The sequence below is a fragment of the Gluconobacter sp. R75690 genome (genome assembly GCF_015244525.1).
GTDB classification, from domain to species: Bacteria; Pseudomonadota; Alphaproteobacteria; order Acetobacterales; family Acetobacteraceae; genus Gluconobacter; species Gluconobacter potus.
Window position 1 is genome coordinate 247,798 of record NZ_JABCQB010000002.1, and the last position, 19,203, is coordinate 267,000.

The window sequence follows — 19,203 nt, forward strand, 5'->3', positions numbered from 1 at the left end:
CGTCTCAGTTCAGGACGGGCGGGCCGGATTCGGCCGCTGGAAAGACCTCTGGCAGGACAGGGGAGAGGGCGGCGATAACGGCCTGTGCCGAGAAACGGGTTTTCAGAAGCCGCCGTCCGGCCCGGACCTGTTTTTGGCCTGTCGCGGAGTCCAGAAAAGCGGCAATCCGTTCCGCGAAGTCGGAGGGCGTGTCTGCGATGGAGGCGTGCCATGCCGGGTCTGCCGGGTCCACCAGACCTTCGGCAGCAATCGGGGTCATGACGACGGGCAGGCCGACGGCCCAGGATTCAAGCACCTTGCCCTTGATCCCCGCACCAAAGCGGAGCGGCGCCACGCAGACGGATACGTCCGCCAAAGCGTCCTGAAGGTCCGGCACGGCGCCCACGATCTCCACGTCCTCCGCCGCCAGAGTATGGATGGCATGGGGCATGGCGCTTCCGATCAGGCGGCAGTGCAGACCCGGAATGACCTGGCGCAGACGCGGCATGATCGTCAGGACGAGCCATTTCGCTGCGTCCAGATTGGGATCATGGGCGAAATGCCCCACGAAAGCGATGACGGGAGCCTCTGGCGTGCGGCGCCGGCGGGAAGAGACCGGCACGGCCCAGGGCACGACATGGACATTGGCCGTGGGCACGGTCCGCGAGAGGCGCTGCGCCTCGATGGCAGAATGCGTCAGAACAAAATCCGCCAGCCAGGCGCACATGTTCTCCCGGACTTCCAGACGGCTGGCGAACCGTTCGAGTTCGGGCCGGGATTCGACAGCGGCCTGACGGTGCAGACGCAAGGAGGCCAGATCGGCAACGCTCCAGATCAGCGTGGCAGTCGGGGCGAAGGCGCGGGTCAGGGCGGAATAGCTCTCCGCATTGTTGAGGCGGTGCAGATAGACCACCTCAAGCCCGCTTCCGAGTTGCCGGAGTGCTTCTTCCGGACATGGAAAGACGGGCGGCATCAGACATTCGATGCCCTGCTGCTCCAGCCGCATGCGGTCCTCTTCGCTGGGAGAGAGACGGGAAGCCATGAAGCAGCACCGGTAACCGAGATTCCGGATGGTGTGGAGATGGGACAGGACCGCAACCGAACCGGCATCCCGCTCAGGATCGGGAGCGCGGTCGTCAATGAAGAGGGCGACGGGACGTGGGGCCGTCGTCTGCGCCGGATCGGTGCTGTCTGCTTCCGTGGGATGGAGACGCTGCGCCTGCCGGGCCTGTTCCCGCTCGCGCATCGCTGTCAGTTCTGCGGCGTCCCGGGTCCTGAGGCGCTCGGCTTCGCTTATGAGGAATGTCAGGGCTTCTGCCCGTTCGGGGGGCGCATCCAGTCCGCGCAGGATACCGGAAAAATGGGTTTTCAGATCCGCAGACAGATTGGCTGTGCCCGGGATCGTGAAGGGTGTTCCGAAACGCTCCTCGCCATGCCGGAGTTCGATCACGTGATCCGTCAGTGGATCGATCGGGGAAGAAAAGGCATGATGGAAGCCATGCCGCCCCGTCCCGAAACCCGCGTCCCGCAGGTCGGCGCGGAAACGGTTGGCGGCGATGCGTCCGGCGGGTTGTCCGTCTACCCAGACCGTCAGCCAGACTGTGCGGTCCGGGCAGGCCTCATCGCGGACCCATCCTGCAACGTGATACCGGTCCGCCACGTCGAACGCGCCCACCAGCGATGAGGGCAGGGGCGGGATGCGGACCGGCGAACCAGTCAGCGGGCGGCCTTCCCGCGCATCGGTGAATTCGACCAGCGCGCCTTCATGCGGCAGCGGAACCGGCCACACTTTCTGAAAGGCGTAGTTTCCGTGCCATTCCCCGCCGCGCAGATCGGCCCTGAAGCGGTCAGCATCGACTTCGTCCACCAGTTCGCCGTCAACATGGACCTGAATACGGACCGGCATGTCCGGCCACGCCGGTTCGAGGGCCCATCCGGCAAACTGCTCGCGGTCACAGACATCGACATAGCCGACAAGGGAGACGGTCAAGGCGTAGCGTTTCCTAAGGTTCAGGCCGCTGCGCCGGTCAGGTCCCTGTCGTCACGGGCTGGAGCAGAAGAACAGAGACGACGGTGGATGGCTTCCAGTTCGGCGCCCCCTTCGAGACGGGGGGCACAGTACCGGGGCGCCCGGTCTGGCAGATCAGGGTAAAGGGTTCTGTACTCTTCGGCATTGTGGAACATGCCACGGGATCCGTCGTCGAGAAAACTTTCGGATGGCGCGCCTTCTGCCAGCAGAAGATCATGGTTTTCAAGTTCGACGTGAATGTAGCGGATCGTCTCCGGCCGTTCGATCTGGATAATCGATGTACCGTTCACGAGATGAAGAGCGGGGACCAGGAACCCGTCGATGAACATGGCATGCAGGGGGGAAATCATCAGGTCCCGCCGGGGCAGTCCTTCCGCCAGGGCGCCGGCCCGGATCAGGATCGGGAGGATGTCACGGTTGCCATAGGCGAAGAGGGGATCATAGGCGCGGCGCCCGATCCAGTGCACCGGGCGGACCTGGCCACTCGCGGTCAGGACGGGGTCGCCGATTTCCAGATCCTCGACCGGCCGCTCGCCTTGCGGGGTCGCGATCAGGGTGCCCGGACAGTAACACGGCGTACCGAATCCCATTTCGAGGTAATTTCCGGCGGCAGCCTGGGTAAAATAGAGCGGAGAGGTAAAATCTCCCTGAACGGCGATATCCTTGACCATGGTCGTTCCGGAAAAGACTTCCAGTCTCCCGGTAACACCGTCCTCATCAGGGATGACAGTCGCACTGACTGTTCCCCCTGTGGCGCTGATATCGGTAAAAATAAGGGCTGCGGATGTCTGGACCGTAATGGGGCTTTCCAGGGATACGCCAGAATCGAGTTGCAGAACCCCGCCGCTGCTGACCGAGATATCGGACAGGATGGCGCCACTATGGGCGATCACCATGCCGCCATTGGATACCGTGGCATTCCGGACCGTGCCGTCAACCACAAGCAGGCCATCGGACTGGACGGACACATCCTCGCTCGTCCCTTCCACGTCCTGTTCTGCCTGGAAGTGGAGTGTCTCATAGCGCCAAGACGTAATGTCGTCCGCGAGGTAGAAAAGTGCGGATGAACCCTGAAGAACTGTATCAGTCGCGGAGCCGCCGGCTTCGATTGTTGAAAGGGCGTCACCCCCCACATGAACATCGCTGACATACCCGCCGTTTTCGACCGTCTGATAAGCTTTCAGTTCCTCAACATAATAGCGACCACCCACACCGGGAGTGGTATCCACCGCTGATCCCTGGATGGTCGTGTCAAAGGCGCTGCCCCCATTTTGAACGATCTGGTTGGCAGGAGCGTCCAGCGGCGTCCAGCCATTAGCTTGATAATAGAATTCGGACAGGATCTGGGTGTGATCCGCGACGCCACCAGATTGCACAATCTGAGTACCTGCCGAGGTAGGAAGAAATTCGCCGTAGCTGTTACTAACCGTATAACCGTGCACGACCGTATCGACTGCCGATCCGAGCACATATTGCGTCACGCCATTGATGGTCAGTCCCGAGACCGTGGCACCCGCGACAACGGTGATGGAGCCATCTGCTCCGGTTTCAGTTCCGGACGAGGCCTGGGAGGACGTCGAGGACATGGCGCGTGCATTCCTTGGCGGGAAAGGACAATACTCACGCCGCGTCAGGTGCGACCGGATGTCCGGATTTCAAGACTGTTGCTGTGGCAACCATAAACAGTCCGGTCCGGGAGGTGTTGCAAATAAATCGTTAAAGATGATCAGTACAAATGGACGGGAACCAAGCGTCGTCCCCTATTGTTTACTTTGGTTTTGCTCCGGATATTCACGATTCCGTTTTTTCCGTGAACAGTCCGACCAGGTCCGTCAGATGTCCGATCTCACGAAGTTTCAGCCCTGCGGGCGGTTTGACCCGCGCCGAGGCGGCCGAAACGCGCCGGGGCAGGATCGCTTCGCCGAAGCCCAGCTTGGCCACTTCTTTCAGGCGCAGATCGGACTGACTGACCTGCCGGATCTCACCTGACAGCCCCACTTCGCCAAAATAGGCCGCGTTGGGCGATGTAGGCGTGCCCGTCGCTGCGGACACCAGCGCCGCTGCCACGGCCATGTCGGCCGCAGGCTCGTTTATGCGCAGGCCGCCTGCAATGTTGAGATAGACATCCATGTTTGCCAGCTTGAGGCCGCAGCGGGAGTCCAGAACGGCCAGCAGCATGTTCAGTCGCGACGTGTCCCAGCCCACGACAGCACGACGAGGCGCGCCATCTCCGGCTTTAGGGGACAGCAGGGCCTGGATTTCCAGCAGGACGGGACGCGTGCCTTCCAGCCCGGCGAACACGGCTGATCCCGCGATATTGCCGCGGCGTTCGGCAAGGAACAGCGCGGACGGGTTGGGCACTTCGGTCAGGCCGATATCGGTCATGGCAAAGACGCCGATCTCGTCCGTCGCGCCAAAGCGGTTTTTGGCCGCACGCAGGATGCGGAACTGGTGCCCGCGGTCGCCTTCGAAATACATGACGGCATCGACCATGTGTTCCAGAACGCGCGGCCCGGCGAGGGCGCCTTCCTTCGTGACATGCCCGATCAGGATCAGCGCGAAGCCGAGCGTCTTGGCCAGACGGATCAGCTCGAATGCACTGGCCCGGACCTGTGAGACCGACCCCGGTGAGCTTTCCACACTTTCCAGCCACATCGTCTGGATGGAGTCGATCACCACGACCGTATGGGCCCGGTCCTGCTCAAGCGATCCGACGATCTCGCCGACATTGATGGAGGCTGCGAGATCCAGTGAGTCCAGCATTTTCGGGTCGCGGTCCAGGCCCAGCCGCTGGGCACGGATGCGGATCTGGTCCACCGATTCTTCGCCCGAGACATACAGGACACGATGCCCGGACCGGGCCAGAGCGCAGGTGGTCTGGAGCATGAGCGTGGATTTGCCGATACCCGGATCACCGCCGACCAGCACGACGGAGGCCGGAACCAGGCCTCCGCCCAGAACGCGGTCCAACTCGGCAATGCTTGTCGTGATGCGCGGGGGCGGCCGCGTTTCGCCATCCAGCCGGACGGTCTGAAGGGGTCCAGCGCTCAGTTTTCCGGCCTTGCGGGCCGTGGGTTCAACCGTTTCCTCGGCCAGCGTGTTCCACTCGCCGCAGGCTTCGCATCGGCCATTCCATTTCGGATAGGTGGCGCCACAGTTCTGGCAGACGTAACGGCTAGTCGGCTTTTTGGCCAAGATGGATCTCTTCGGTCTGAGGGGAACAAAGCCAGTATATAGGGAGTGCGCTGACACTGATCCAGACGGGGCTTTGCCCCGCACCCCACCAAAGGTCTCGACTTTTGGAAACCCTTGGAATCAGGGTGCAGGGATCAGGATCCCTGCCGGGTCCGGGCAGAGCCCGGGTGCTTACTTGTCGGTCCGCAGGATCAGGCGGGCCAGAAGGCGGGACACCATGATGATCAGCAGAAAGCCCAGAAGCTGGATCAGCATGTTCGGATGGGCCGGCGGGTAGCGGAACATGAGGAACAGCAGGGGCAGCGCGATCAGATAGCTCAGCCCGATGCGCTTCCAGATAATGGGATCGGTTTTGGGGAAGCGGGGCAGCAGGCTCATTTGCGCAGTTCCATGGTGATGGGGCCTTCGCGTCGGCCGTGGGTGAACTGATCGACCATGGCATTGCCGGAGTTCATCAACTCAGAAGCCTCGCCCTGCCAGATCAGGCGCCCGTGATAAAGCATGGCCGCACGGTTTCCGATCCGCTGGGCCGAGGCCATGTCATGGGTGATGGCGATGGCCGTGGAGCCAAGCTTCTGCACGCAGTCCACGATCAGCCCGTCGATCACCGCACCCATGATCGGGTCCAGCCCGGTCGTGGGTTCGTCGAAGAACATGATGTTGGGGTTGCCCGCAATCGCTCGCGCCAGACCAACGCGCTTCTGCATGCCGCCCGAAAGTTCGGATGGGCTCAGATCGCCGACAGACGGGTCCAGCCCGACCTGTTTAAGCAGGTCTCCGGCCATTTGCAGCGCCTGCGCACGGGATGGTGTGGCGCCGTTGCGGTCGGAATGTTTGGCGCGGATGCCGAAAGCGACGTTCTCGCCGACGCTCATGCTGTCGAACAGGGCAGCGTTCTGGAACAGCATCCCGATCTGCCGGCGCAGGGCGTCCTGCCTAGAGCGCGGGGCTGTCAGCAGGTTTTCGCCATCGATCTCGATCGTCCCGGCGTCGGGTTCGATCAGGCCGAGGATGCAGCGCAGCAGGACGGATTTGCCGGAGCCGGACCCGCCGATGATGACCATGGACGTGCCGGTCTCGACATCGAGGTCCACGCCATCGAGCACGATCTTGGAGCCGAAGGCCTTATGCAGGCCGCGGATGCGGATCTTGGGAGTGCTTACGGGAGGAGTGCTCATTGTGAGAAGAACAGGTCCGTCAGAAGATAATCGAACAGCAGCAGCAGGATGGAGGCGCCCACGACGGCCGCCGTCGTGGCAGAGCCCACGCCTTCCGCGCCGCCCCGGCTGTTATAGCCGTTGTAGCAGCCCAGCAGCGCGATCAGGAATCCGAATACCGCCGCCTTTACGAGGCCCACGACGACATCCATCGTCTTGAGCGAGTCCAGTGTGGCCGTGATGTAGGTCGAGGGCGAGAAGCCGAGCTTGGCGACCGAAACCGTGAAACCGCCCATCACACCCAGAATGTCGGCCACCAGCACGAGGCAGGGCAGCGCGAGCGTTCCGGCCAGCAGGCGCGGCGTCACGAGATATTTCATCGGGTTGGTGGAGAGCGTGGTGAGTGCGTCGATCTGGTCTGTCACGCGCATGGTGCCGATCTGTGCGGACATGGCCGCACCCACACGGCCAGCGACCATCAGCCCCGCCAGAACCGGCCCGAGTTCGCGGGTCACGGCGAGAACGACGATCCCCGCAATGGCGCTTTGCACATGATACTGCCCGAAGCCCACATAGGACTGGAGCGCGATGACCGCGCCGGAAAACAGGGCAGTCAGGGCCACGACGGGCAGGGAGAAGAACCCCGTCTCGATCAGGCTGGAAAAGAAGATCCGCCAGTAGAAGGGCGGTCGCACCAGATGTGACAGAGCCTCCAGCGCGAACAGGGCGAGAGCACCTGCCTGCTTGATAAGGCCGAGAGCGGCACGGCCAAGGGCCGCTATGGGGTCAAGAACGGCATTCACTCTTCAGCCCCTACCCTGCCCGCATCCGGACGTCAAAGTTTCCGTCGTCCGCCTCTCTGTCCAGGGTGGTTCAGGCGCGGCGTCCGTCGGTCCGTTCAAGGTCCCGGAACTGCCGCTCCAGACTGAAATCGGGCGATGTGACGAACTGCTCCATCAGGCCGAGCCGGCGCTCCATCCGGACCAGCCGGTCCTGAAGCCGTGCCAGCGGATGACCTGGCGGGACGGAGCGGGAGAAATCCTCGGCCGGTTCCGGCGGCTGGCGGCGGAAACTCGTCACGGCATCCCGCACCACGGCCGTGGCGCTGGCGGCCGGAGTGTCCCGCCATGCGGCGCGGTGCCGGGACCAGCTTCGTACGCCCTCGGCATATCCCGCAGCGGCTTTGTCCAGCATGCTCCTGAACGGCAGGACGCCTGTCCGGCGATAGCGCCGGAAGAGACGCACGGCCCAGACGATCAGGGCAATTTTCAGCAGCAGGCCGATCAGTCCGTGGCCGCCGGAATGAGGGCTTCTGGCATGGACAGGGGTTTCTGAATCCTCATCCGAATTTCCGAGCTGGACATGGAAGCTGCCGAGGACTTTCCGCGCCGTATCGGACAGGATCGCGGACGGATCGGGTGTGGTTGAGGTCGTGATCCGCGCGCCCGAGCTTTCGGTCACGGAGATGGTGCCGGAGCCGAGCGGGCGCTTCTTCAGCATCTCGCTCACCCTCTGAAGCGTGATGTCGCCGCTGCCCAGGAGCGTCACATCCGCATCCCGTGTGCGCGTGTTCAGCACGATATCGGCCGAGCCATAATCCCGGACCGTCAGGACGTCCGTATCGCCCTGGCCAATCCGGATGTCGCCCGAGGACATGGCTGTCAGGCTCGCACTGGCGGCGGCGATACTGTCGATATGCAGGTCACCGCTGGCAAGGTTCTGCACGGTCAGCCGACCCGTGACATGCCGGACCGAGACCGTTCCCGAACCTTCCATGTTCAGGGTCAGGCCAGCGGCCTGATCGACCTCCAGATCGCCCCGGCCTGTGACGGCCGTCACCTCACCGTTGACGCCGCTGATGCGATACGTCGTCAGGTTGTTCCGGGGAGACAGTATCTCGATACCGGTCTGCGCGGGGACCATGACGACGGCATTGTCCTGGCTTGAGCAGTCCCGTGCGGATGTCGTGAAGGTCAGCCGGTCGCCGTGTTTTTTCAGGCGGCCGCTTCCCGAAACGATATGGGCGTCTTCTCCACCCACGACGGACAGGCGGTCCAGGCATGTTGCGGGGATCACCAGCGTGCCGGAAGCCGTCAGCGGAGCTTCCAGTGCAGGTGGCGCGGGAGGAGCTGGTGGTGCCGGAGGCGTGACCGCCGGCTCTGCGCGGGCTGTTCCCGGAAGGGCTGCGATGCCGCATCCCAGAAGCGCGATCAGGGCAAGACGCGCAGGCAGAGGCTGGCGCATGTCTTAGTCTCCCTGTGAGCCGTTCCCGGCAGCCGGGGGCGTGACCGTTGCGGGGTTTGCCGGTGTTGGAGTGACCGGTGTCGGGGTTGCAGGCGCCGGAGTGGTGGGAGCCGGCGTGCTTTCAGGTGCGGGCGTGACGGTCGGCTTGGCGGGCGTTTTGCTGTCCTGGGGTGCAGGAGCGGCAGGCGACGTCTGGGGCGCGGTTGGCGCTGCGGTCTGCGGTGCCGTGACCGGTGTGGAGGCACTGGCGGATGTCGAAGGCGTTGCAGGCGCTTCCGTAGCGGGCGCGTTGGCGACCGGAGGTGTTGTAACCGGTGCATTGTCCGGCTGCGCGGCTTTCGCGGAAGGCGTGACGCTGGGGGCCTGCGGTACGGTTGGGCTTTCAGGTACGGACGGCGCCGTCGGTGCGGGAACCGGTGCAGGCGCCGGCACGACCGGTGCCGGGACGGTTGTGGCCGCTTCCGTACCCGTTGCGGGAGCCTGAACCGGAGTAGACGGCAGGGGAGCAGGTGTCGCGGGGACAGGCAGCGGGGCGGGGGGCGGTGGTGTCGGGCGGTAGATCACGCCGTTCTGCGCGCCGACACGCACGGTACCTTTGCCTGAGCGCACCATCGGTCCGGAAACCGCTTCGATATTGACCTCGCCCGTCCCGTTGGCCGCGACGGTTGCGACAGTCGCATGGCCCAGAATGGTGGCGCTGGCCTGATCGGCCGTCACCAGCGTCAGGGCATCAATGCTGCTGCCGGAAAGGGTCATGGCCGCATTCTGCGTCAGCTGCGCCGAAAGGGCTGTGAGCTGGACGGTGTCGGCCGTCAGGGTCGAGGCTCCCGACGCCACAATCTGCGCCGCGCGTTCCAGGGATTTGATATGGACGCTGGAAGCGCCCTGCATGTTCAGGTCCAGCGACTGAGTGTCCTCGATGTCCATGGTCGTGGAATCGAGGCTGGCGTCGAGCGAGGCGAGCTTTCCCGTGATGACGAAATGCGTGTCGTGGCTGTCATGGATGGTCAGGCCGGTGTTCGGGGAAATGCTGATCGTCAGTTTTCCGTTCGGCGCGCAGGCTTTTGTGGCGATGGAAATGCGGCTCTGCGCCTCTTCCTTGCCGGTGTGCATCGCGACCTGGGCCATGCTGCTCGAATCAAGGGTCGCCCCGTCCTTCATGGCGGGATCGACCACGACCCTGACCTGTCCGGTGCAGGGAACGGACAGGTCCAGGTCTTCTCCGGACAGGGTCAGCCGTGCGGCATGGGCCGCAGGCGCCAGCAGGGCCACGCCCGCCAGCAGGGCCAGAAGCGCCGGGCGGGGGCCGGAAAAGAAGACGGGGCGGCGTGTCATCGTGCGTTCCTTGCTCTCCAGCCCGGGATATCCTCATCGAGGATGCGTTCGAGCTGGTCGATCCTTTCTTCCAGACGCGTAGCATGGGCTTCGGCCTGTGTCAGGGCGACCTGAAGCATGGGATCGGGCCGACTGGTCGACTTATCTTTTGCGATGGATTTTATCGCGCCAACGACGAGGGCAACCATTGGCAGGCCAAAGATAAGCAGAATGGCGAGTGTGTCGTTATTCATTCCGGAGTTCCAGTGGCGGATGAATGATCAGCCTGCATTTTTCTTTTCGGCAACACGGCGCTTGAGGGTCTCGAACTCGTTTTCCACGACGGCATCGGTTTCGAGGGCTGCGAGTTCCTCCTGAAGTGACGGCCGGCCGGTGCGGCGTCCCAGATCATACGCCTCCGCTTTGCCTTCGAGTTCATCAAGAGCGCGTTCCACCTGATCGAAACGGTTCAGGGTGTCGTCGATGCGGGTGTCGTACAGCTTCTCGCGGGTTTTCAGACGGCCCTGTGCGGTCCGTGCGCGGATGGACAGCGCCTTTTCGCGGGATTTGGCATCCGCGAGCTTGGCCTGAAGCTTGGAGATGTCGTCGTTCTGCTGGTCCAGCCCATCGGAAATCTGGGCGATCTGCTGCTCCAGTGCCTCGCGGGACTGTTCCACGCTATGGCGGGCGGCGAGGGCGGCCTTGGCGAGATCGTCACGGTCGCGCTCAATGGCGAGGCTGGCCTTACGGTGCCATTCGTCTTCCTCATGCATCATGGTCCGGACGCGGCGTTCAAGCTGTTTGCGCTCGGCAATCGTGCGGACGGCCTGACTGCGGACCTCGACCAGTGTGTCTTCCATTTCCTGGATGACCAAGCGGATCATTTTCTGCGGGTCCTCGGCGGTGGCGAGAATCGCATTCAGATTGGAGTTCACGATATCGGCGAGACGAGAGAAAATACCCATGATGCTTTCCTTCCTGTTGGAGAGACTTAGGACAGAATGCCTGCCCTTGTCAGCGATGCTGTTTTGAGGGTGTTATGAACTGAAGACCGGAACAGGGGCGTGAGAGACCAGAAAATGGCGAGAAGCACCGATATGGACGAGGTGCCGACCCCGATCGGGCGGGCTCCGGCATTTCTGGGAATGCTGGATCAGGTTTCCCGCCTTGCGCCGCTGAAGCGCCCGGTTCTCGTGATCGGCGAGCGCGGGACGGGCAAGGAACTGGTGGCCGCTCGTCTGGCCCTGCTGTCGGATCGCTGGGACCGGCCGCTGGTGAAGCTCAACTGCGCTGCGCTGCCCGAGGCGCTTCTGGACAGCGAACTGTTCGGCCATGAGGCGGGTGCCTTTACGGGCGCGCAGAAACGTCGCCTGTCCCGTTTCGAGCGGGCGGATGGGGGCACGATGTTTCTCGACGAGATCGGCACCGCGTCCCAGGCCGTGCAGGAAAAGCTGCTGCGGGTGATCGAATATGGCAGTTTCGAGCGTGTTGGCGGCAGCGAGACCATCCGTGTGGATGTGCGGCTGATTGGGGCGACCAATGCCGATCTGCCCGCCATGGCGCGGGAAGGGCGCTTTCGGGCGGATCTGCTGGACCGGCTGGCGTTCGATGTCGTGAATATTCCGCCGCTGCGCGCCCGTCCGGAGGATATTCCCCTGCTCGCCGGGCATTTCGCTACCCGCATGAGCGCGGAGCTGGGGCGGAAGGTTTTCACGGGCTTTACGGACCGGGCACTGGCGCGTTTGCAGGCTTATGACTGGCCCGGCAATGTGCGCGAACTGCGTAACGTGGTCGAGCGCAGCGTCTATCGGATGGACCGTCCGGAAAAGGCGCTGGACGAGATCGTGCTGGACCCGTTCGTGACGCCGGACTGGCAGGGTGTGGCCGCGCCGGCTGCTGTTCCTGCGGTAAGTGTGGGGACCGGCGAGGCGCTGACATTTCCGCGGGATTTCGGAGCGGATGTCCGGGCGCATGAACGCAGCCTTCTGGAAGCTGCCCTGCGCGAGGCGCAGTTCAGCCAGCGGCGTGCGGCCGAGCTGCTCGGCCTGACCTACTACCAGTTCCGCCATCATCTGCGGCTGCATGGTCTGGCGGACAAGGAGGCCCGCAAGGCGCTGGGTGCAAAAGGGTGAGAGCATGTCCATGAAATCCCATGATGCATGAACCGTGCCAGATGTCGTTCAGAGGGATTTTCATGCTGTCGAAGAGGCTTTTTTCAGCTCCAATAATGGTGCATATGGCCATTATATGGGTTGCGGTGCCATTTCTTCCGGAGTGCGGGGCATGTCGGCATTGACAGGTCTTTAACCGGCTTTCCATAGCTTTCCGGGCGGATGTACCCGTATTGTCAGATTCGCCATATTATGTGGATGTGCATTGCTGGATGCTGACGCTGCGGCATCTTGCGGACTGATGATCCTGCGGGCGCGGAATGGTGTTCTGGATCTGGCCTGAGTGGGGTTTGAGGATACGCCGCCGCCGGGGTTTGAAGTCAGGGTCTTTTTCCGGGTCGAGCCGGATGTTCGCCTGCGTCTGGAAAGCTGGGAGCGCATGTGGAGTGGCCCGGCAGGGGGAAGCAAAGCGGGCAGAAGAGCCTCGTGTCCCACAAGACGAATCCCCGCCCGGACAGCCCGAGCTGGCGGAAGCGGCTCCGGCGGTCCGTGGCCTGGCGATATATTGTGCCAATGATACTGTATCTGTGTGGCGGAGATTGTGCTGAAAAGACGTGCGTTCAACGTGATATAACAACGAAATAGAAAAGTTATATCAAATAAAATAGTTTATTTTTGCGGATGATGCGCCTATGTCTCGGGGCGTGCCGCTCAGGTGGCATGACTGATCTGGACACAGGTAGGTGCAGCGCATGCCTCTCTCACGGACGGAATTGGATCATCTCCGCCAGATTCCCGAGGACCGGGTGCTGGGGGAGACTCTGGATCTGCTGCGGGGGCGTGTGGCCGTGATTTCGTCTTTTGGGGCGGAGTCGGCTGTTCTGCTGGATCTTGTGGCGCAGGCTGACCCTTCGGTTCCGGTGTTTTTCCTGGATACGAAGCGGCATTTTCCCGAAACGCTGGAATATCGCGACAGACTGTCCCGCAGGCTGGGGCTTTCGGATGTCCGGACGCTGTCTCCTACACCGCAAGCACTGCATGACCGTGATCCACAGGATCAGCTCGCGGATTTTGATCCGGATGCGTGCTGTGCGCTGCGCAAGGTCGAACCGCTGGATCTGGTGCTCCCGGATTTCGATGTCTGGATTACAGGGCGCAAGCGCAGTCAGTCCGCGACGCGGGCGGCGCTCCCGCTGGTTGATCCGCAGCCCGATGGCAGCGTGAAGCTCAACCCGCTGGCGGGCTGGGGCCCGGAGAAAATCGAGGCGCAGATGCAGCGTCGGGACCTGCCACGGCATCCTCTGGTTGCAAAAGGTTACACCTCGATCGGTTGTGCTCCATGCACAAGGGCGGTCAAGGATGGTGAAGATGGACGGGCGGGCCGCTGGGCCGGTCTGGCCAAGACGGAATGCGGCATTCACAGGCCGGCATGACTACGGAGCGGATAATGACGCAAACACGGATCCTGTCCCGGGATCAGTCCACCACCGGTTTGGCACAGCCGCGTATCATGGATGATCTGGACCAGCTCGAGGCCCAGAGCATTTTCATCCTGCGCGAGGCCTATCGCAAGCTGAAGCCCCTGTCCCTGTTGTGGTCGCTGGGCAAGGACAGCAACGTGATGGTCTGGCTGGCGCGCAAGGCGTTCATGGGACATGTCCCGTTCCCGGTCATGCATGTCGATACCGAGAAGAAATTCCCGGAAATGTATGCCTTCCGCGACGAATATACGAAGAAGTGGAACCTGGACCTGCTGCTGGGTTACTGCCCGCCGGTTGAGGAAATCGACCCGTCGCTTCCGCCTGCTGCGCGCTCTGCTGCGCGCAAGACGGCTGGTCTGGCTGCGATGATCGACAAGCACAAGTTCCGTGGCGTTATTGCCGGTATCCGCCGTGACGAGCAGGCGACCCGTGCGAAAGAGCGCGTGTTCAGCCCGCGCGGTGCCGGGCACCGCTGGGACGTTCGCAACCAGCCGCCCGAGTTCTGGGACCAGTATGCGACGCCGTATGAAGACGGCATGCATATCCGCGTCCATCCCCTGCTGTCATGGCGCGAGATCGATATCTGGCGTTACATCGAGCGAGAGGGCATTCCGCTGGTGGACCTGTATTTCGCGAAAGACGGCAAGCGTTACCGCTCGCTGGGCGATCAGGACATCACCAATCCGATCGAGAGCAATGCCTCCACCGTGGCGGAAGTGATTGCCGAACTGGAAACCAGCCGGACATCCGAGCGCGCGGGGCGTGCGATGGATCATGAGTCCGAGGACGTGTTCGAGCGTCTGCGTGTAGCGGGATATCTGTGAAAATGGGCGACAACATCGTGACCGAGAGCTTTTCGGAAACCCACCGCGCCGCAGCGACGCCCATCGTCATTGTCGGGCATGTCGATCACGGCAAGTCCACGCTGATCGGGCGTCTTCTGTACGACACCGACAGCCTGCAGGACGGCAAGCTGGCACAGATCGTCGAGAGCAGCCGCAAGCGTGGTCTGGCGGTGGAGTGGAGCTTCCTGCTCGACTCTCTTCAGATCGAGCGCGACCAAGGCGTGACCGTCGATTCCACACGGATTCCGTTCCGTCTGGGCTCGCGGGAATTCGTGATCGTTGATGCGCCGGGCCATCGCCAGTTCCTGCGCAACATGATTACGGGTGCGGCCGACGCGGAAGCCGCCGTGCTGGTCGTCGATGCCAAGGAAGGCGCGCAGGAGCAGACGCGGCGTCATGCTATGCTGCTGCGTCTGATCGGCATCCGCCATGTGATCGTGCTGCTCAACAAGTCCGACATCCTGGGCTTTGACGAGGCGCAGATCGTCAAGGTCGAGTCCGATGTGCGCCAGCTTCTGGGGCGTCTGGAAATCGAGGTCGAGGCCGTTGTGCCTGCCTCTGCCCGTGATGGTGACAACATCGCCAGCCGCTCCGAGCGTTCGCTCTGGTACAAGGGCCCGACGCTGGTCGAGGCGCTGGCCAATGTGCCGCCACCGGCCTCGCGTGCGGCGCTGCCGTTCCGGATGCCGGTGCAGGATGTCTATCGCTTTGACGGTATCCGCTACGTCGCGGGCCGGATCGAGCGTGGGACCGTCCGTGCGGGCGATCGTCTGAGCATTGGCGCGCAGGGACAGGTTGCGACCGTGGCGGAAGTCTGCCGCTGGCATGCGCCGGAACTGCCGGTCGCGGGTGCAGGCGAGTCCATCGCCCTGCGTCTGGAGCCGGATCTGGTGCCGGACCGTGGTGATCTGCTGTTCCCGGCTGATGACAAGGCTGCTGCCCCGGAGCGTTCGGCCCGGATCCGCACGCGTCTGTTCTGGCTGCGTGGCGAGCCTCTGCGGGTAGGCGAGAGCTTTACGCTGCGTCTGGCCACGGCTGAGCACGACGTGACAGTGGCCTCCATCGACGCCGTGGTCGATCTGGAAGACCTGACCCTGCGTGAGGGGGACAGCGTCCCGCCCGACGGGTTTGCGGAAATTACGCTGGCAGCGTCCCATGCCGTGCTGTTCGATCCGTTCTCGCCGGGATTTGGCGACGGGCGTGGTGTTCTGGTGGATCGTTACCAGCGTATCGTTGGTGGTGCGCCGCTGATTGGTCCGGCTGAACTGGCGGACGGCGAACATGCCATTCATCCGACGGCCAGCCGTGTGTCCGCTGCCCGTCAGGTTCAGACGCGCGGTCACAAGAGTGGCGTGTTCTGGCTGACGGGTCTGCCGGGTTCGGGCAAGAGCACGGTAGCGCGCGCGGCTGAACTGGCGCTGTCCGAGCAGGGGATCAATGCCACCGTGCTGGATGGAGACACCCTGCGCGCCGGGCTGTGCAGCGATCTTGGGTTCTCGTCGGAAGATCGTCACGAGAACATCCGCCGTGCGGCGCATGTTGCGAAGATCCTGGCCGAGAGTGGGCAGGTCGTGATTGTGGCGCTGGTCTCCCCGCTTCAGGCGGATCGGGCACAGGCGCGGCAGATCGTGGGCGAGAACTTCCATGAAGTCTTCGTCGATACGCCGCTGGAAACTTGTGAAAAGCGGGACCCGAAGGGGCTGTACGCCGCGGCGCGTGCTGGAAAGATCCCAGAATTTACTGGCATTTCCGCGCCTTACGAAGCGCCGGTTTCCCCGGAACTGCGTCTGCCTGCGGACCGGCCGGAACAGGAGGCCATCAACACCCTGACGGCGTTTATTCTGCGGATTGTCCAGCCGTAAGACGGGCTTTCCCGGCGGCAAAGACGTCAGAACCCCCTTTCCTTACGGGAAGGGGGTTTTTTCATGTCTGCCGTCTCAGGGATATGCCGAATGGCACACGAGAAAGTTCACGATAAAAACGAAAACCATAACTTTTGTGATGTTACTTTCCTGTTGTGGAGCGTTAACGCAGGCAGATTGTCTCACGAATAACGGCCTGCGGCTTCGCGGTGGAAGGTTTCACGATGCAGAACAGGAACGCGCACGGACGGTTGAGCGGACATGCCCTGACGAATTTCATTGCGACCATTTCGGCAACGGGAGGGCTGCTGTTCGGGTATGATACCGGCATTATCTCTTCCGCCCTGCTCCAGCTTCGCAACCAGTTCCATCTGGATACGCTTGGGGCGGAAATCGTGACATCGGCCATCATTCTGGGAGCGTTGATCGGGTGCCTCGGGGCCGGGAGCATTTCCGACCGGATCGGGCGCCGGCGCACGGTCATGATCGCGGCGGCGCTGTTCCTTCTGGGGACAGTCGTTGTGTCCTCGGCGCAGAGTGTGGCCGTTCTGATCATTGCCCGTCTGATCCTTGGCCTGGCCATCGGTGCGGCGTCGCAGATCGTTCCGATCTATATCGCGGAAGTCTCGCCGCCGGAGCGTCGGGGGCGGCTTGTTGTCGGCTTTCAGCTGGCGGTGGTTTTCGGCATCACGAGTTCTTTCGTGACCGGCTATCTGCTGCGGGATTCGAGCTGGCGGCTGATGTTCGGGATCGGGATGCTGCCTGCGCTGATCCTGTTCGTGGGCATGGCGTTCCTGCCCAACAGCCCGCGCTGGCTGGCTCTTAGCGGTCAGATCGAAGAGGCCCGTGCGGTTCTGCGGCGTGTGCGTCTGTCCGATGAGGCGGCGGACCGGGAGCTGGAGGAAATCATTGCAAACCACGATGTGCAGGCGCCGTGGTCCGAACTGGCGAAGCCTTGGGTGCGGCCTGCGCTGACGGCTTCCGTGGGGATTGCGCTCCTGTGTCAGTTCACGGGCATCAATGCCGTCATGTATTACGCGCCGACGATCTTTGCCGATGCCGGTTTCGGGCAGGATTCCGCTCTGCTGACTTCTGTGGCCGTTGGTGTGGGTATGGTTTTTGCGACAGTGTTCGGGGGCTGGGCCGTGGATACGTGGGGGCGGCGGACGCTGCTCCTGCGGATGCTGCCAGGCGCCGTGGTGGCGCTTGCGGTTCTGGGGACGACGTTTGCGATGCACCTGACCGGCGGGATCGGGGCATGGATCACGGTCGCGGCCGTTATGGCCTACACCATTTTCAATACGGGTAGCCTGTCGGTCGCCATCTGGCTGGTGGGAGCGGAAGTCTATCCGCTGTCCTGCCGCGGCAAAGGCATGAGTCTCGTGGCCGGAAGCCACTGGGGTGCGGATCTTCTGATTTCCCTGACCACGCTGTCGCTCGTGCAGATGCTGGGTGCAGGGTGGACGTTCTGGCTGTTCGCGGGCGTCAACGCCTTCGCGTTCTGGTTTGTGCTGCGTTACGTGCCCGAGACCAAAGGCCAGTCCCTTGAGGAACTGGAGCGGCGGCTGCGCAACGGGACGTTTGCGCCGGTGGATCGTGCGGTGGCCCGGTCCGAAGCCCGGGCCCGGTAAGGTACGCTCTCAGGGGCGCCCGATCGAACGGTAATCGAACCCGGCCTCGCGCATGAGGTCGGGGCTCCAGATGTTGCGCAGATCCGCGATGGCGTTGCCGCGCATGGCGCTTCGCAGGCGCGCCGGGTCGAGGGCGCGGAACATGTTCCATTCCGTCAGGACGACCACGATGTCGGCGTCCTGTGCGGCGGCCAGCGCATCCTCGCAATATCGCACGTTTTCCGGCAGGAGTGCGCGGGCCGCCTCCATGCCTTCGGGATCGAACACCTGAAGGACGGCGCCTGCTTCATGCAGGCGGGCCAGAATGGGCAGGGACGCCGCTTCGCGCATGTCGTCCGTATCGGGTTTGAAGGTCAGGCCGAGGATGCCGACGGTCTTGCCCTCAAGGCTGCCACCGGCCTGAGCGGTGATGCGTTCGGCCATGCCCGTTTTGCGGGTTTCGTTAATGGCGATCGTAGCTTCCACGAGCCTTGTAGGTGCGCCGGCATCCTGTGCGATGGCGGTCAGGGCGCGGGTGTCCTTGGGGAAGCAGGAGCCGCCATAGCCCGGGCCAGGGCTGAGGAAGCGGCTGCCGATCCGCTGGTCGAGGCCCATGCCGCGTGCGACGTCATGGATGTTGCCGCCGACTTTCTCGCACAGATCGGCCATCTCGTTGATGAAGGTGACCTTCATCGCGAGGAAGGCATTGGCGGCGTATTTGGTCAGTTCCGCCGTTTCCAGATCCGTCAGCACGATCGGGGCCTGAATGGCCATCAGCGGGCGGTACAGCTGTTCGATGAGGGCCTGGGCGCGGGCGCCTTTATCCGGTCCCGAACGATCGATCCCGACGATGACGCGGTCCGGGCGCATGAAGTCGTCGATCGCGTTGCCTTCGCGGAGGAACTCCGGATTGGAGGCGACGTCGAAGGTCAGGTCCGGGCGTGTCTGGCGCAGGATGCGGGCGACTTCGCGGCCTGTGCCGACGGGTACGGTGGATTTCGTGACGACCAGAAGATCCGTTCTGGCGGCGCGGGCAATTTCCCCGGCCGCGGCGTAGACATAGGTCAGGTCGGCATGGCCGTCGCCGCGTCGGGTGGGGGTGCCGACGGCGATGAAGACGGCATCGGCGTCGCTCATGGCGGCGCCGAGATCATCCCCGAATGTCAGGCGACCGGCGTCGACATTGCTGCTGACGAGAGTGTCCAGCCCCGGCTCGTAGATGGGAATGCGACCGGCATGGAGGGCCTCAAGCTTTCTGGGGTCCCGCTCCACGATGGTGACGTCGGCTCCGAACTCGGCGAAGCAGGCGCCTGAGACAAGACCGACATATCCGCCACCGACCATTGCAATACGCATATCTGGACCCTCTTCCTACG

General features: G+C 63.1%; 16 protein-coding genes. 5 read left to right on the forward strand and 11 right to left on the reverse strand.

Translation table 11 applies throughout. The features are described from left to right. Positions 1-4 precede the first annotated feature (4 nt). The 10 genes from HKD27_RS03510 to pspA form a co-directional block, all read right to left on the reverse strand. Entirely contained in the window at positions 5-1,969 is a 1,965-nt protein-coding gene (locus HKD27_RS03510) for a glycosyltransferase family 4 protein (protein WP_194688456.1), read from the reverse strand. Positions 1,970-1,989: 20 nt separating this feature from the next. Beyond that, a complete protein-coding gene (locus HKD27_RS03515; RefSeq protein WP_194688455.1) occupies positions 1,990-3,594 on the reverse strand; it encodes a Hint domain-containing protein in 1,605 nt (534 codons plus the stop codon). A gap of 205 nt (positions 3,595-3,799) precedes the next feature. Then, positions 3,800-5,203: a DNA repair protein RadA gene (radA, locus tag HKD27_RS03520; protein WP_194688454.1), complete on the reverse strand. Its 1,404-nt coding sequence runs from the start codon at positions 5,201-5,203 to the stop codon at positions 3,800-3,802. Positions 5,204-5,374: 171 nt separating this feature from the next. Then, positions 5,375-5,581 (reverse strand): hypothetical protein, encoded by a 207-nt coding sequence (locus HKD27_RS03525; RefSeq protein WP_062496449.1) that lies wholly within the window; start codon positions 5,579-5,581, stop codon positions 5,375-5,377. Continuing rightward, the gene (locus HKD27_RS03530) at positions 5,578-6,381 is read right to left on the reverse strand and encodes an ABC transporter ATP-binding protein (protein ID WP_194688453.1); all 804 of its coding nucleotides are present in this window, start codon (positions 6,379-6,381) and stop codon (positions 5,578-5,580) included. The genes HKD27_RS03525 and HKD27_RS03530 overlap by 4 nt, the downstream gene beginning before the upstream one ends. Further along, the gene (locus HKD27_RS03535) at positions 6,378-7,163 is read right to left on the reverse strand and encodes an ABC transporter permease (protein WP_011252502.1); all 786 of its coding nucleotides are present in this window, start codon (positions 7,161-7,163) and stop codon (positions 6,378-6,380) included. Before HKD27_RS03535 ends, HKD27_RS03530 begins: the two co-directional genes overlap by 4 nt. Positions 7,164-7,233: 70 nt before the next feature. After that, positions 7,234-8,604, reverse strand: a complete 1,371-nt coding sequence (locus tag HKD27_RS03540; protein WP_194688452.1) for a GIN domain-containing protein — start codon at positions 8,602-8,604, stop codon at positions 7,234-7,236. Between the two features lie 3 nt (positions 8,605-8,607). Then, on the reverse strand, positions 8,608-9,939 hold the full coding sequence (locus HKD27_RS03545; RefSeq protein WP_194688451.1) for a hypothetical protein: 1,332 nt from the start codon (positions 9,937-9,939) through the stop codon (positions 8,608-8,610). Continuing rightward, positions 9,936-10,172, reverse strand: coding sequence for an envelope stress response membrane protein PspB (pspB, locus tag HKD27_RS03550; protein WP_041111464.1), 237 nt, complete (start codon positions 10,170-10,172; stop codon positions 9,936-9,938). The genes HKD27_RS03545 and pspB overlap by 4 nt, the downstream gene beginning before the upstream one ends. A gap of 27 nt (positions 10,173-10,199) precedes the next feature. Then, positions 10,200-10,883, reverse strand: coding sequence for a phage shock protein PspA (pspA, locus tag HKD27_RS03555; protein WP_194688450.1), 684 nt, complete (start codon positions 10,881-10,883; stop codon positions 10,200-10,202). Positions 10,884-10,997: 114 nt separating this feature from the next. Here pspA and pspF point away from each other — a divergent pair, with 114 nt between their 5' ends. The 5 genes from pspF (at position 10,998) to HKD27_RS03580 (ending at position 17,848) form a co-directional block, all read left to right on the forward strand. Beyond that, positions 10,998-12,050 (forward strand): phage shock protein operon transcriptional activator, encoded by a 1,053-nt coding sequence (pspF, locus tag HKD27_RS03560; RefSeq protein WP_194688607.1) that lies wholly within the window; start codon positions 10,998-11,000, stop codon positions 12,048-12,050. Positions 12,051-12,781: 731 nt separating this feature from the next. Beyond that, a complete protein-coding gene (locus tag HKD27_RS03565) occupies positions 12,782-13,462 on the forward strand; it encodes a phosphoadenylyl-sulfate reductase (RefSeq protein ID WP_011252495.1) in 681 nt (226 codons plus the stop codon). Between the two features lie 77 nt (positions 13,463-13,539). Further along, positions 13,540-14,334, forward strand: coding sequence for a sulfate adenylyltransferase subunit CysD (cysD, locus tag HKD27_RS03570; protein WP_194688606.1), 795 nt, complete (start codon positions 13,540-13,542; stop codon positions 14,332-14,334). A 2-nt stretch (positions 14,335-14,336) separates the two neighbouring features. Further along, the gene (cysC, locus tag HKD27_RS03575; RefSeq protein WP_194688449.1) at positions 14,337-16,217 is read left to right on the forward strand and encodes an adenylyl-sulfate kinase; all 1,881 of its coding nucleotides are present in this window, start codon (positions 14,337-14,339) and stop codon (positions 16,215-16,217) included. A 224-nt stretch (positions 16,218-16,441) separates the two neighbouring features. Beyond that, a complete protein-coding gene (locus HKD27_RS03580; RefSeq protein WP_194688448.1) occupies positions 16,442-17,848 on the forward strand; it encodes a sugar porter family MFS transporter in 1,407 nt (468 codons plus the stop codon). A gap of 9 nt (positions 17,849-17,857) precedes the next feature. Here the strand turns inward: HKD27_RS03580 and HKD27_RS03585 are convergent, their stop codons facing one another. Then, a complete protein-coding gene (locus HKD27_RS03585) occupies positions 17,858-19,183 on the reverse strand; it encodes a UDP-glucose/GDP-mannose dehydrogenase family protein (RefSeq protein ID WP_194688447.1) in 1,326 nt (441 codons plus the stop codon). Positions 19,184-19,203: the final 20 nt, after the last annotated feature.